Below are 12,874 nucleotides of genomic sequence, written 5' to 3'. Positions count from 1 at the left end.
CAGACTGCCGGTCCAGGACTCCAGCGCGGCCACCACGGCCGGGCGGAGAGCGAATTATCCGAACCGCTCAACAATGAGCAAAAAGTAGGAAGCAGGTGTCTGCGGTGACCACCGCCAACGGCCTGTACCCGCCGGTCGAGCCCTACGCCACGCACCGGATACCCGTGGGCGGCGGCCATGAGCTGTACGTGGAGGAGATCGGCAGACCGGACGGCATTCCGGCGGTGTTCCTGCACGGTGGTCCGGGCGGCGGTCTCGTTCCGGGGGCGAGGCGGTTCTTCGATCCGGACCGCTACCGGGTGGTCCTGTTCGACCAGCGTGGCTCGGGGCAGAGCACGCCGCTGGGCAGCCTCCACGACAACACCACCTGGCACCTCGTCGACGACCTGGAGGTGATCCGCCGGCGACTGCGCATCGAGTCCTGGCTGGTGTTCGGCGGCTCGTGGGGCGCCACGCTCGGCCTGGCATACGCGCAGACCCATCCGACCCGGGTCACCGGCCTGATCCTGCGCGGCATCTACCTGATGCGCCGTAGCGAGCGGGAATGGTTCTACCAGCACGGCCTGAACCACCTGCAGCCGGAGGAGTGGGAGCGTTTCACCGCGCCCATCCCATACGCCGAGCGCGACGACGTGCTGGCCGCCTACCACCGGCGCCTGCACGGCGCCGACGTCGAGGAGGCTCGGGCGTGCGCTGCGGCATGGGGGCGATGGGAGGCGGTGAACTCGTCGCTGCGCGGTGATTCGGACCTGATCGCCCACCTGACCCAGGACGAGCACGCTCTGCCGATGGCGCGGATCCTTTCCCACTACGTGCTGCACCGGGGCTTCTTCGACAGTGAGACGCAACTGCTCGATGGCGTCGACCGGATCCGTCAGGTTCCCACGGTGCTGGTCCAGGGACGCTACGACCTCTGCTGCCCACCGGTCACCGCGTATGACCTGGCGCGGCGCTGGCCCGAGGCGGAACTGCGGATCGTGCCCGACGCCGGCCACTCCTCCCTCGAACCGGGTATCACCCGCGCGCTCGTCGCGGCGACCGACCGGTTCGCCGACCTGCTCGCCGCGCCGCGCGATCCTCGGGCCGCCCAGCCGGGCCGGACCAGGCCCGACTCGTAGGCGAACACGACGGGCAGGGGTCAGCCGCTCATCCTCTGGTCGTGGTGGCCGACAGGATCGGCAGGCGGGCCAGGACGTTGGCGGTCGCGACCCGCACCGGGTCGGGGTTGGCCCAGCTCCAGTTGGGGTGGGCTCGGTTGGTGAGGAGGACGAACACGAGCTTGCGGGCGGGGCTGACCAGAAGCGATGTGCCGGTGAAGCCGGTGTGCCCGAAGGTGGTGGGCTTGCTGAGCCGGCCCATGAACCATGGTTGGTGCAGCACCACGCCGAGCCCGTGGTCGGCGGTCCGGTTCGGTCGTTCCGGGTCGACGGCGGGCAGTCCGGCGTTGGCGTTGGTCAGCATCCGGCGGACAGTGCTCTCGGCCAGGATCCGCTGTCCGCCGTAGGTGCCGCCGTCGAGCAGCAGCTGGCCGACGACGGCGACCTCCTGGGCGGTACTGAAGATGCCGGCGTGCCCGGCGATGCCGTCCAGGTGGTTGGCCACATCGTCGTGCACCACGCCGCGGAGCAGCCCGCGGGAGGACCGGGCGTCGGTGGCGACCAGCCGGGTGGCCCGGTCGGTGGCGCTGAGCCAGGTGTTCGGGTTGAAGCCGGTCCAGCGCAGGCCGAGAGGGTCGGTCAGCCCGGTCTTCAGCGCCTGGTCGAGGCGCTGCCCGGTGACCTGCTCCACCAGCTTGCCGACGACCATGAGACCGACACTCGAATAGCGGAACACCTTCCCTGGCACGGCGCCGCTGACCAGCGGGGTGGCCAGGACGGCCTGCCACTTCTCGGCCAGGGTGGAGTAGCCGGTCACCTTGGCGCCGACGGGGAGGCCGCTGGTGTGTGTCAGCAGCATCGCCACGGTGACGGCCGACTTGCCGGCGCCGGTGAACTCCGGCAGGTACGTCACGACCGGCGCGTCGAGGTCGATGCGGCCCTTGTCCACCTGCTGCAGGGCGAGGATGGACGTGTAGACCTTCGTGATCGAGGCGAGGTCGAAGATGGAGTCGGGGCGCATCCGGACCCGGTCGGCGGCGGGCAGGAGCACCGGCCCGGCACCGAAGCGGAGGGCCTCGCCGACGGCCACCTGCGCGTACGCCTGCCCGCCGCTGGCAGCCAACGCCACCGCCCCGGCGTACATCGGGTACGAGGGATTCTGGCTGGTCGGCTTCAGGTAGCCGCTGAGCACGGTGGTCAGCCGCTGGCTGACCGGTGACGTGCGGACAACGGGCCCGGTGGCCGCAGCGCCACCCTGGCCCGCCGCGGAAGCGCTCGGCGTCTGCCACGAGCTGGCCTGCCCCGCGGAAGGCTTCGACTGACAGCCGGTGAGCGCCGCGGCGGCAGCGGACAGCCCCAGCCCGAACATCGAGCGACGATTGATCGGCACGCAGCGATCATGCCATCCCGCCTGCTGAGAAGACAGGTCTGCCCTGCACCCGGCGATTCGTGACCGCCACTGCGATCCCTGCCGTCACGGTCGTCACCGGCCGCCCGGCGGTGGCCGGACGCGTTTGATCGCCCGTCTTTCGGGTACGGCGCGGCGACGACATCCGGCAGGAGAGCGGCGGTGCGGCGATGAAGGGTCGGTTCGGTGACGTGCTGGTGGGCACGGCTGGCGACATGGCGGGCACGGTGGTCGACCCGCGGCAGGGGCTGAGCAAGCTCCGCTCGGCGCTCTCCGGCCGGGCGGCCGTCATGCTGGCGGCCGGCCTGGCGCTCGGTTACCTGGTCGCCAGGTCCCGCCGGGCTCCCTGAACCGTCCCGGCGTCAACCGGTGGCTGCCGCCGGGCGGGGGGCCGGTGTCCCACCCGCCGTCGGGGACGCCCCGGCCAGCAGCCGCCGGATCTCGGCGGCGGCCGGGTGCTCGGGGGCGACGGCCAGGAACCGACGCAGGGTGCCGGGCGCGTCGGTGGGGTGGGTGCCGCGCTGGGCGAGGCCGAGCACGAGCAGGCCGTCGGGGGAGTCGGGGGAGCGGGTCAGCACGTCGCGTGAGGTCCGCTCCGCCCCGGTCGCGTCGCCGGACCGGAGCAGCGCGAAGGCGAGCCGCAGCCGGACAGTGTCGTCCGGCCGGTCCCGCAGCGCCTCCCCGTACATCTGCGCGGCCGCGGCGTACCGCTGCTGCTGTTCCAGGTCCTGGGCCAGCCGCACCGCGACGGTGACCGGGTCGGCCGGTGCCGCCGGCGCGGGCCGGTCGAGCTGGCGGGCCGCGACCGTCACCGAGGCCATCGTCGCGACCAGGCCGAGCGAGGCCGCCCACCAGGCCCGCCCGGCGGTGCGGCCGGAGAGTCCGGGCCCGACCGGCCGGTCGGCCGCCGGTTGGCGGGTGGCCGGCCCGCCGCGGGGGCGCGCGGTCCGCACGGCGGCGTAGCAGACCCCGAGCAGAACCAGCACGGGTACGGCCCAGAGCAGCAGGAAAACGCCACGGGCAGGGGGATCGGCCAGCACCTCCTCGCCGTAGCGCTGGACGAACCAGCGCCGGATCTCGTCCGGGCTGCGCCCCTGCGCCACCTGGTCCGCCACCACCTGCCGCATCGACGCCGCGATCGGCGAGCGGGAGTCGACCACCGACTCGCCCTGGCAGGCGGGGCAGCGCAGGCTGGCCGCCACCGCCTCCACCGGGTCGGACCGACCCGCCGGGCCGGTGGACCTGACCAGCGCCGTGCCGGCCGCGGCGAGCAGTGCCACCAGCACGAGCGCCCCGAGCGTCCGCCGCCACCTCATGGCGCCCCCAGCAGCGGCGTCACCTGCTGCTCCAACCACCGGGCGGTGACCACGCCCCGCTGGCGGGCGGCGATCCGGCCCTGCCGGTCCACCACGAACGTCTCCGGTACCCCCCGCACCCCCCAGTCGACCGACCGGGTGCCGTCCGGGTCCGGCAGCACGACCAGCTCGGTCGTACCGGTCTCCGCCAGCAGCGCGCGGACCGCCTCGGCACCGTCGCGCACGTCCAGGCCGACCAGCCGCACACCCCGGTCGGACCAGCGCCGTTCGGCCTCGGCCAGCAGCGGCAGCTCGTCCCTACAGGGTCCGCACCAGGAGGCGAAGACGTTCACCAGCACCACCTGGCCACGGGCGTCGGCCAGGTCGAACCGTCCCCCGTCCAGGGTGGCGCCGGCGAGCGCGGGCGCCGGCGCGCTCGCGGAGTCCCCACCCGTCGGGGCGGACGTCGGACGCAGGGCGAGCACGGCACCGACGGCGAGGGCCAGCGCGAGCGCCGCGCCCACCGGCGGCCGGCGCCACCACGGTCGGGGGACGCCGGACCGGCTCATGCCGGTACCCCCACACCGACCGGCACGGCGGACGTCCCGGCCTTCGCGCGTCGGCGACGACGGGCGGCGCCGCCGGCCAGCGCGAGCAGTCCTCCGCCGGTGGTCAGCGCACCACCGCACCACAGGAGGCTGACCAGCGGATTCACCGCCAGCCGCAGGGTGGCGCTGCCGCCGTCGGCGGCGACCGCGAGCAGCGTCACGTAGGTGTCCCGGCGCAGGCCGGTGTCGATCACGGGGACGGTGACGGCGGTGTCCCGGGCCGGATGGTAGCGCAGTGCCGGGGCGACGGTCCGCTGCCGACCGTCCGCCCCGACGAGGCGGAGCCGGGCCCGGACCGACATGTCACCCCCGCCGGTGGAGCGCTCGACAGAGAGCAGGCGGACCGACACGTCGCCGGTCCGCATGGTCTCGCCGATGCGCAGGCTCCGCTCGCCGGACTGACTGTAGGCGGACGAGCCTGCCACCCCGACCGCGACCAGGGCGAGCCCGGCATGGGCCAGTACGCCAGCCCACCGGACCGACCGGGCGGCTCCGGCACGCCGCCCGGCCAGTTGGCCGGCAGCCCCGGCCAGCACGAACGCCGCCGCGCCGAAGGCGGTGAGCGCGGGCCGGCCGGGCCGGCTGAGCAGCCCCACCACGGCCACGGTGGCCAGCGCCGCAGCCCCCGGCAGGGCCAACCGACGGAGTGCCTCGGCGCGGTCACGGACCCGCAGCGCCGGGGTCACTCCCATCAGCAGGAGCAGGACGATCGCCAGTGGGACCGCCGTGCGCTGGTAGTAGCCCGGTCCGACCGAGGCGCGGCTGCCGGTCAGGGGCTCGGCGAGCAGCGGGAAGACGGTGCCGATCAGCACCGCCGCGGCGATGGTGACCAGCAGGACGCCGTTGATCAGGACGGCGGTACCGCGGGACAGCAGTGGGTCGGGCCGGCCGGGCGTGGGTCGCCGCGGTCCCCGGCCGGCCAGCACGGCGGACGCCAGCACCGCCAGCAACACGAGGCCGAGCAGCATCGGCCCCAGCGGGGAGTCGGTGAAGGCGTGCACGCTGGCCACCGCGCCGGAGCGGGTCAGGAAGGTGCCGAGCAGCACCAGCAGGAAGCTGGCACCGGCCAGGGCGCGGTTCCACCCGGCCCGCCGGGCGGGCCGGCCGAGGGTCGTGTGCAGGAAGGCGGTGGCGGTGAGCCAGGGCAGCAGGGAGGCGTTCTCGACCGGGTCCCAGGCCCAGTAGCCGCCCCAGCCCAGCACCGCGTACGACCACCAGGCGCCGAGCCCGATGCCGGCGGTCAGCGCCGACCAGGCCGCCAACGTCCATGGCCGGGCCAGGCGCAGCCAGTCCCGCCCGTCCCGGCCGGCCAGCGGCGCGGCCAGCGCGAGCGCGAACGGCACCACCAGACCGAGGTAGCCGGCATACAGCAGGGGCGGGTGCACACCCATGGCCGGGTGCTGCTGGAGCAGCGGGTTGGGCCCGGGGCCGTCGAGGGGCGCCGGGTGCACCGCCCGGAACGGGTTCGCCGCGATGTGGGAGAGCACGAAGAAGAACGCGGTCACCGCGCTGACCACCACCATGGCGTACGCGTGCAGCCGGACGGGGTAGGCGCGGCGGGCGAGCAGCGCGGCGTATCCGCCGAGCACCAGCAGCCAGAGCAGCAGCGACCCGTCGAGCGCCGACCAGAGGCTGGTGACCGTGTAGAAGACGGGCACCTGCCGTCCACCGTTCTCGGCCACGAACCGTACGCCGAAGTCGTGCCGCAGCAGCGCCGTCTCCAGCGCAGCGCAGGCCGCGACGGCGCTGAGCAGGCAGCCGGTGGTGGCCAGCCGGGCCGGTCGCGCCGGTGCGCCGACGAGCGCCACCCGCAGCCAGAGCAGCGCGGCGAGCGTGGCGCAGAGCAGCCCGGCCGCCAGGGTGGCGGTGCCGAGGTCAGCGAGCATCCGGCGGCTCCGTCGGGGCGGCGGACGGCCGGTACTCGTTGCCGTGCCGGACCAGCACCTGGTCGGCGCGGAAGATCCCGTCGACGGCCAGGGTGCCCTCGACGACGGCGTCCTCGCCCTCCCGGAAGGTCTCCGGGGGCACCCCGCGCTGCCGTACGGTGATCTCCCGGCCGGCCGCCGCGAGCCGGAACACCACGAGGTCGCCGTCGCGTCGCAGCGATCCGGGGACCACCTCGCCGCCCAGCCGGACCCGCTCCCGGGTGGCCCCCGGGTCGGTGAGCACCTCGCCCGGGGTGCGGTAGTAGGTGAGCGTGTCCCGCAGCGCGCCGGTGACCAGCACCCCGCCGGCGGCGAGGAGCACGCCGACCAGGGTGATGCGGCCGGTCCGCCTGCGGATCATCGGGCCCTTGCCGGCACGCGCCCGCCCCGCCGGGACGGCGCCGGCGGGGGCGCGGCGAGCCGGCGTTCGAGCCGCACCACCCGGTGCAGCAGGACGGCGGTCGCGGCGGCGGTCGCGGCGGCCACAGCGAGCAGCAGCACCAGCGCCATCCGTGGGTCGATCGGTGGGCGTTGCGGGGCGAGGATGGTGGCCTGCTGGTGCAGCGACCGCCACCAGACGACCGAGAAGTGCACCACCGGGACGAGCAGGAAGCCGGCGACGCCGACGACGGCCGCGAGCCGGGCCACCCGGTGGTCGGCGCCGTCGCGGGCACCGCTCCGCTCCGCCACGGTCCGCCGGAGCGCAAGGTAGCCGGCGTACGCGAGGAGCAGCAGCGCGGTGCTGACCAGCCGGGGATCCCAGGCCCACCAGGTGCCCCAGACCAACCGACCCCACAGCGATCCGGTGCCGATGGCGAGCGCGGTGAGCACCACGCCGATCTCGGCCGCCGCCCGGGCGAACCGGTCCCAGCGCAGGTCACGGCCGATCAGGTACGCGCCGCTGGCGGCCAGCACGACGGCGAACGCCGCGTACGCCGCCCAGGCGGCCGGCACGTGCAGGTACATCAGTCGTTGCGCCGTGCCCTGGATCGCGTCGACCGGCGCCAGGAGCCCACCGGCCAGCGCCGCGGCTCCGCCGAGTCCCCCGGCGGCCCAGGCCAGCGTCCGGCGGCCGGCCGCCCCGCCCGGGTTGTCGGCGATCAGGTCCACGGTGGAGGCTCGCATGATCTCCCTGTCCGCGCCGTCGGCGCTTGCCCGGTCCTCGGGTCACGACTCTAATCCGGCATCAAGTGCGGTTCCGCCCTATTGCCTATAAACGCCTACGCAAGCCGCCAAAGTGCCTATGGTCGGTGCCGGTGGACACGACACGCGACGCGACGAACGCCGGCTCCCGGCGGTCCCGGCGGCGCCGCCGCAACGGGCGGGTCGTCCGGATGACGCTGCTCGCCGGGGTGTTCCTGCTCGGCGGCTGCGCGGGTGACGCGCCGTCGGCACTGGACCCGGCCGGTTCCGGTGCGGCCCGGGTCGCGAACCTGTGGTGGCTGCTGTTCTGGATCTCGACGGCGGTCTTCGTCGAGGTCATGGCCCTGCTGGTCTGGGCCCTGGTGTTTCGCCGGGGCCGGGACACCCGGGTCCGGCACGGGCAGCCGCTGCGCTTCGTGGCGGTCGCCGGCGCCGGCCTGCCGCTGGTGATCCTGGTCGCGGTCTACGCCGTCGGCCTGCGCGACCTGGCCGCGCTCGGCCACGGCCCCGGCCCCCAGGCACCGACGATCGAGGTCACCGGTCACAAGTGGTGGTGGGAGGTACGGGTGCCGGGCATCGACGGCGCCACCGCCAATGAACTGCACATCCCGGTCGGGGAACGGGTCCGGGTGCGGCTGCGCACGGCCGACGTGCTGCACAGCTTCTGGGTGCCGCAACTGATGCCCAAGACCGACCTGATCGCCGGCGAGATGCGCGAGACCTGGCTGCAGGCACAGCGGGCGGGCCGCTACCGCGGCCAGTGCGCCGAGTACTGCGGCACCCAGCACGCCCACATGGCGTTCCTGGTCGTGGCCGAGCCGCGCGCCGACTTCGACGCCTGGCTGGCCCGGCTCGGCTCGACCGCCCGGCAGCCGGAGACCGACGCCCAGCGCCGTGGTCAGCAGGCCTTCGTCCAGGCCAGCTGCGCCGGCTGCCATGCCATCCGGGGCACCCCGGCGGACGGGCGGGTCGGCCCCGACCTTTCGGACGTCGGCTCGCGGTGGAGCATCGGCGCCGGCGCGGTGCCCAACGACGGCGGTCACCTGGGCGGCTGGATCGCCAACCCGCAGACCGTCAAGCCGGGCGCCTACATGCCGCCGCAGCCGGTGGAAGCCGCCCGGCTGCCCGATCTCGTCGCGTACCTGCAGTCGCTGAAGTAGCCGGGGAGGAGGAGAGATGTCCACGACCGCCGCGCCGGTCGACGGCGCCAGCCAGGAGGACCTGACCCGGCTGGCGGAGCGCTGGGAGGAACGCCCCTCGCTGCGCTCCTGGCTCAGCACCGTCGACCACAAGAAGATCGGGCGGCGCTACCTGGTCACCGCCGGGCTGTTCTTCGCGCTCGCCGGGATCAGCGCGTTGGTCATGCGCACCCAGCTCGCCCGCCCGGAGTCCCGGCTGCTCTCGCCGCAGGAGTACAACCAGCTCTTCACGATGCACGGCACCGCGATGATCTTCCTGTTCGCGACGCCGATGCTCTTCGGCTTCGGCAACTTCCTGGTCCCGTTGATGATCGGCTCCCGGGACATGGCCTTCCCGAAGCTCAACGCGCTCGGCTACTGGATCTTCCTGTTCGCCGGGCTCTTCATGTGGGCGAGCCTGCCCTTCGGCGCGGCCCCGAACGGCGGCTGGTTCGCCTACGTGCCGCTGACCGGGGAGCAGAACAACCCCGGCCTGCACATCGACGTCTACACCCTCGGGTTGCTCTTCCTCGGCATCGCCACCACCGCCGCGTCCATCAACTTCATCGTCACCGCGCTCAAGCTGCGCGCCCCCGGCATGTCCCTCAACCGGGTGCCGCTGTTCGTGTGGGCCATCGTCGCCACCGCCTTCATGGTGATCTTCGCGCTGCCCGCGCTGAACGTGGACAACGCGATGCTCTTCCTCGACCGCCGGTTCAGCACCCACTTCTTCGACCCGCAGGCCGCCGGCAACGTGCTGCTCTGGCAGCACCTGTTCTGGATCTTCGGGCACCCGGACGTCTACATCATCGTGATGCCGGCGCTGGGCATCGTCTCGGCGGTGCTGCCCGCCTTCACCCGCCGCGGTGTGGTCGGCTACGCCCTGGTCGTGCTCTCCATCGTGTCCATCGCGATCATCTCCTTCGGCGTGTGGGTGCACCACATGTTCGCCACCGGGCTGCCGCAACTGTCGTACAGCTTCTTCAGCGCGGCCAGCACGGTCATCACCATCCCGTCCGGCATCCAGATCTTCGCCTGGCTGGCCACCATGCTGCTCGGCCGGGTGGTGCTCCGCGTCCCGCTGCTGTTCCTCATCGGGTTCATCGTGACCTTCGTGCTCGGCGGCCTCACCGGGGCGATGTTCGCGCTGACCGCGTTCGACCAGCAGGTCACCGACTCGTACTTCGTGGTGGCGCATTTCCACTACGTGTTGATCGGCGGGGCGGTCTTCCCGATGCTCGCCGGCGCCTACTACTGGCTGCCGAAGATCACCGGCCGGATGTACCACGAGCGGCTGGGCCGGTGGGCATTCTGGCTGGTCTTCGCCGGCATGCACGTCACGTTCTTCCCGATGCACCTCTACGGCCTCTTCGGCATGCCGCGGCGGGTCTACACCTACCGCGGCGAGCCGGGCTGGGGCGGCTGGAATCTGGTCAGCACCGCTGGGTCGTACCTGCTCGCGCTCGGGCTGCTGCTCGTGCTGGCCGGCATGGTCCACGCCATCCGGCGGGGCAGGCCCGCGCCGCCGGACCCGTGGGGCGGCGACAGCCTGGAGTGGTCCACCGACTCGCCGCCGAAGGCGTACAACTTCCCGGTCCTTCCCCTGGTGCACAGCGTGCACCCGACCTGGGACGACGCCACCCGGTCCTCGATGGGCGCCGATGCCACCGCGGACCGGATCCTCGCCGACGGACGCAGGACACTGTTCACCAGCGAGCTGGACGGCCGGCGCGAGCGGGCGGCGGAGATGCCCGAGCCGTCCCTGCAACCGCTGCTGCTCGCGCTGGGACTGCTCGTCTTCTTCACCGCGATGCTCCTCGCCTGGTACCCGGTCGCCGCCGTGGCCGTACTGGCGGTGGCCGCGACCCTGGCCGTCTGGCTCTGGCCGCCGCGGCGCCCGGACCGGGAACTCGGGGTGAGCCCGTGAGCGCACGGGAAGGCATCGCAGCGGCCACCGGCACCGAGGCGCTCACCACCGAACTGCCGGTCGGCCGCTCCACGGGCTGGTGGGGCATGGTCCTCGTCGTCGCCACCGAGGCAATCCTCTTCGCCTGCCTGCTCGGCAGCTACTACTACCTGCGCTTCCAGTACGGCTCCCCGTGGCCCCCCGGCGGCATCAGGGAACCCACGCTGCTGCGTCCGCTGGTGATGACCGCGGTGCTGCTGCCCAGCAGCCTCCCGATGATCTGGGCCGAGCACGGCATCCGGCACGGCCAACGCTGGCGGCTGCGCTCCGGCCTGGCGGCCACCCTGCTGCTCGGGGCGACCTTCCTGACCCTGCTGGCCACCGAGTACGCCCAGACGCTGCGCGAGTTCACCATGACCACCGACGCCTACGGCTCGCTGTTCTACCTCATCACCGGCTTCCACGGCCTGCACGTCCTGGTCGGGCTGACGATGATCTGCTGGCTGCTGGCCGCCTCGCTGCGCGGCGGCACCTTCGGCGCGTACCGCCACGACCGGGTGCGCAACGTCGCCATCTACTGGCACTTCGTCGACATCGTCTGGGCCGCCATCCTGTTCACCGTCTACCTGTCGCCGAGACTGTGATGGGCGCGCATCCCGGCCCCCGCGCCCGGCTCACCGGCGGGCTGCTGCTATGGTACGCAGTCCTCGGCGGGGCGCTGGCCTGGGCGGTGCACCTGTTCGGCGCCTGGGGCGTGGACGAGCTGACCTGTGCCGGCGGCTCCGAACGCGTCGGCGCGGTCTCCCTGCGCCTGGTCGTCGCGCTGGCGGTGGTGCTGCCCGCGCTGGCCACCGTCGGCGCGCTGCTGGCCGCCGCCCTCGTCTGGCGACGTACCAGCCCGCCTCAGCCCGGGGAAGACCGCTCGCTGGGGCGCAGCCGGATGCTCGCCGTGCTGGGGATCTGGTCGAACCTGCTCTTCCTGACCATCATCGTGCTGGGCGGGGCCGCCCTGCTGGTGCTGCCGCCATGCCAGCGGTGAGCGCGAACGGCGGCCCGCCGGCCGACCCGTCCGTCCTGGCCGGGCTGCTGGCCATCCTGCTCGCCGCGGCGGTCGCCCTGCTCGCCGCCGGCTACGGACGCGGGGTGCACGAGCTGTGGGCCCGGCGCGGCGCGGGCGGGGTGCTGCCCGGCTGGCGGGTCGGCGCGTTCGCCGGCGGACTGGTGATCGCGCTGGCCGCCCAGAACGGACCGGCGGCCGGGTTCGTCGAGCGCTCCTTCACCGGCCACATGACGCAACACATGGTCCTGATGCTGGTCGCCGGGCCGTTGCTCGCCACCGGCGGGGCCGGGCTGCCGCTGACCCTGGCCTGCCCGGCGCCGCTGCGCCGACGGCTGGCCCGACTCCGGACCAGCCCGCCGGCCCGGTGGCTGCGTCGACCGAGCACCACAGCGCTCGCCGCCGGCGGCGGGCAGACGCTGGTGCTGTGGTTCTGGCACCTTCCCGGGCCCTACCTGGCCGCGCTGGAGCAGCCCGCCCTGCACGCGCTGGAACACGCCTGCTTCCTCGGCGCCGCCTGGCTGATCTGGGCGCCGGTGCTCGGCGTGGCCCGGCACCGGCTGCCCACCCCCGCCGCGATGTTGCTGCTGGTCGGCACCATGCTGCCGGCCTCGGCCCTGGGCGCGGTGCTCACCTTCGCGCCGCAGCCCGTCTACCCGCTCCGGGTGCTCGGCCCCGACCCGCTCGCCGACCAGCAGCTCGCCGGCCTGCTGATGTGGGCCCCGATGGACGTGGCGGTGCTGGTCGCCACGCTGGCCGTCTTCCTGCGCTGGCTGCTGATGCTGCAGGGGCGGCGGCCGGACCAGGTGACCTCCCCGGAACCGGGCGGGGTGGTGCCGGTGGCGCGTACCGAGGGAGTCGGATGATGACGACGCGGATCCGTACCCGGTGGGCGGCGCTGCTGGTCCTGCCCGTCCTGCTCGCCGCCCCCGGCTGCGCCAGCACGGACCCGCCCCCGCCGCCGGAGGTGCGCGCCGGCCGACCCGCCCGCGGCGCCGCGCTGATCGCCCAGTACGGCTGCGGCTCCTGCCACACCATCCCGGGCATCGATCGGGCGAACGGCCTGGTCGGGCCGCCGCTGACCCGGTTCGGCGCACGCTCCTACATCGCCGGCTCACTGGTGAACAACGGCGACAACCTGCGGCACTGGATCGCCGACCCGCAGTCGGTCGAGCCGGGCACCGCCATGCCCAACCTCGGCGTGAGCCCGATCGACGCCCAGGACATCGCCGCCTACCTCTTCACCCTGGACTGAGC

14 protein-coding genes are annotated in these 12,874 nt (G+C 73.9%); 8 read left to right on the top strand and 6 right to left on the bottom strand.

The features are described from left to right. Nucleotides 1–104: 104 nt before the first annotated feature. Nucleotides 105–1,118 (top strand): prolyl aminopeptidase, encoded by a 1,014-nt coding sequence (gene pip / locus ABZ807_RS28405; protein ID WP_357164462.1) that lies wholly within the window; start codon nucleotides 105–107, stop codon nucleotides 1,116–1,118. 28 nt (nucleotides 1,119–1,146) lie between these two features. On the opposite strand, the gene ABZ807_RS28400 is transcribed toward pip, so the two are convergent. Continuing rightward, a complete protein-coding gene (locus ABZ807_RS28400) occupies nucleotides 1,147–2,487 on the bottom strand; it encodes a serine hydrolase domain-containing protein (protein WP_357164459.1) in 1,341 nt (446 codons plus the stop codon). A 188-nt stretch (nucleotides 2,488–2,675) separates the two neighbouring features. On the opposite strand from ABZ807_RS28400, the gene ABZ807_RS28395 reads away from it, so the two are divergent. After that, nucleotides 2,676–2,855 (top strand): hypothetical protein, encoded by a 180-nt coding sequence (locus ABZ807_RS28395; protein ID WP_357164456.1) that lies wholly within the window; start codon nucleotides 2,676–2,678, stop codon nucleotides 2,853–2,855. Between the two features lie 12 nt (nucleotides 2,856–2,867). On the opposite strand, the gene ABZ807_RS28390 is transcribed toward ABZ807_RS28395, so the two are convergent. From ABZ807_RS28390 to ccsA, 5 genes are read right to left on the bottom strand one after another with little or no spacing between them, the layout of a single operon-like run. Continuing rightward, nucleotides 2,868–3,821, bottom strand: coding sequence for a cytochrome c-type biogenesis protein CcmH (locus ABZ807_RS28390; protein ID WP_357164453.1), 954 nt, complete (start codon nucleotides 3,819–3,821; stop codon nucleotides 2,868–2,870). After that, entirely contained in the window at nucleotides 3,818–4,369 is a 552-nt protein-coding gene (locus ABZ807_RS28385) for a TlpA disulfide reductase family protein (RefSeq protein WP_357164450.1), read from the bottom strand. Before ABZ807_RS28385 ends, ABZ807_RS28390 begins: the two co-directional genes overlap by 4 nt. Beyond that, nucleotides 4,366–6,294, bottom strand: coding sequence for a cytochrome c-type biogenesis CcmF C-terminal domain-containing protein (locus tag ABZ807_RS28380; protein ID WP_357164447.1), 1,929 nt, complete (start codon nucleotides 6,292–6,294; stop codon nucleotides 4,366–4,368). The genes ABZ807_RS28385 and ABZ807_RS28380 overlap by 4 nt, the downstream gene beginning before the upstream one ends. After that, nucleotides 6,284–6,694 carry a cytochrome c maturation protein CcmE gene (locus ABZ807_RS28375; protein WP_357164444.1) on the bottom strand — a complete coding sequence of 137 codons (411 nt, stop codon included), beginning with the start codon at nucleotides 6,692–6,694 and terminating at the stop codon, nucleotides 6,284–6,286. Before ABZ807_RS28375 ends, ABZ807_RS28380 begins: the two co-directional genes overlap by 11 nt. After that, entirely contained in the window at nucleotides 6,691–7,458 is a 768-nt protein-coding gene (gene ccsA, locus ABZ807_RS28370; protein ID WP_357164441.1) for a cytochrome c biogenesis protein CcsA, read from the bottom strand. The genes ABZ807_RS28375 and ccsA overlap by 4 nt, the downstream gene beginning before the upstream one ends. Nucleotides 7,459–7,589: 131 nt before the next feature. Here ccsA and coxB point away from each other — a divergent pair, with 131 nt between their 5' ends. The 6 genes from coxB to ABZ807_RS28340 are packed head-to-tail and all read left to right on the top strand — an operon-like array spanning nucleotide 7,590 to nucleotide 12,872. Next, nucleotides 7,590–8,636, top strand: coding sequence for a cytochrome c oxidase subunit II (gene coxB / locus ABZ807_RS28365; RefSeq protein ID WP_357164439.1), 1,047 nt, complete (start codon nucleotides 7,590–7,592; stop codon nucleotides 8,634–8,636). 16 nt (nucleotides 8,637–8,652) lie between these two features. Beyond that, nucleotides 8,653–10,581, top strand: a complete 1,929-nt coding sequence (ctaD, locus tag ABZ807_RS28360; RefSeq protein ID WP_357164436.1) for a cytochrome c oxidase subunit I — start codon at nucleotides 8,653–8,655, stop codon at nucleotides 10,579–10,581. Beyond that, on the top strand, nucleotides 10,578–11,204 hold the full coding sequence (locus ABZ807_RS28355) for a heme-copper oxidase subunit III (RefSeq protein ID WP_357164433.1): 627 nt from the start codon (nucleotides 10,578–10,580) through the stop codon (nucleotides 11,202–11,204). The genes ctaD and ABZ807_RS28355 overlap by 4 nt, the downstream gene beginning before the upstream one ends. Next, on the top strand, nucleotides 11,204–11,599 hold the full coding sequence (locus tag ABZ807_RS28350) for a hypothetical protein (protein WP_357164430.1): 396 nt from the start codon (nucleotides 11,204–11,206) through the stop codon (nucleotides 11,597–11,599). The genes ABZ807_RS28355 and ABZ807_RS28350 overlap by 1 nt, the downstream gene beginning before the upstream one ends. Next, nucleotides 11,596–12,483 carry a cytochrome c oxidase assembly protein gene (locus tag ABZ807_RS28345; protein ID WP_357164427.1) on the top strand — a complete coding sequence of 296 codons (888 nt, stop codon included), beginning with the start codon at nucleotides 11,596–11,598 and terminating at the stop codon, nucleotides 12,481–12,483. The genes ABZ807_RS28350 and ABZ807_RS28345 overlap by 4 nt, the downstream gene beginning before the upstream one ends. After that, nucleotides 12,483–12,872, top strand: a complete 390-nt coding sequence (locus ABZ807_RS28340; RefSeq protein WP_357164423.1) for a c-type cytochrome — start codon at nucleotides 12,483–12,485, stop codon at nucleotides 12,870–12,872. Before ABZ807_RS28345 ends, ABZ807_RS28340 begins: the two co-directional genes overlap by 1 nt. Nucleotides 12,873–12,874 lie beyond the last annotated feature (2 nt).

This window comes from Micromonospora sp. NPDC047548, assembly GCF_040642975.1.
Lineage (GTDB): Bacteria > Actinomycetota > Actinomycetes > Mycobacteriales > Micromonosporaceae > Micromonospora.
Note: the sequence above shows the minus strand (reverse complement) of the source record. Positions and strands in the feature narration are given on the sequence as shown.

What these genes read in the sequence shown, in the direction of transcription:
- ABZ807_RS28375 (WP_357164444.1), bottom strand. Translation starts at nt 6,694, where the DNA reads ATGATCCGCAGGCGGACCGGCCGCATCACCCTGGTCGGCGTGCTCCTC.
- ccsA (WP_357164441.1), bottom strand. Translation starts at nt 7,458, where the DNA reads ATGCGAGCCTCCACCGTGGACCTGATCGCCGACAACCCGGGCGGGGCG.
- ctaD (WP_357164436.1), top strand. Translation starts at nt 8,653, where the DNA reads ATGTCCACGACCGCCGCGCCGGTCGACGGCGCCAGCCAGGAGGACCTG.
- ABZ807_RS28350 (WP_357164430.1), top strand. Translation starts at nt 11,204, where the DNA reads ATGGGCGCGCATCCCGGCCCCCGCGCCCGGCTCACCGGCGGGCTGCTG.
- ABZ807_RS28380 (WP_357164447.1), bottom strand. Translation starts at nt 6,294, where the DNA reads ATGCTCGCTGACCTCGGCACCGCCACCCTGGCGGCCGGGCTGCTCTGC.
- ABZ807_RS28340 (WP_357164423.1), top strand. Translation starts at nt 12,483, where the DNA reads ATGACGACGCGGATCCGTACCCGGTGGGCGGCGCTGCTGGTCCTGCCC.
- ABZ807_RS28395 (WP_357164456.1), top strand. Translation starts at nt 2,676, where the DNA reads ATGAAGGGTCGGTTCGGTGACGTGCTGGTGGGCACGGCTGGCGACATG.
- ABZ807_RS28385 (WP_357164450.1), bottom strand. Translation starts at nt 4,369, where the DNA reads ATGAGCCGGTCCGGCGTCCCCCGACCGTGGTGGCGCCGGCCGCCGGTG.
- ABZ807_RS28390 (WP_357164453.1), bottom strand. Translation starts at nt 3,821, where the DNA reads ATGAGGTGGCGGCGGACGCTCGGGGCGCTCGTGCTGGTGGCACTGCTC.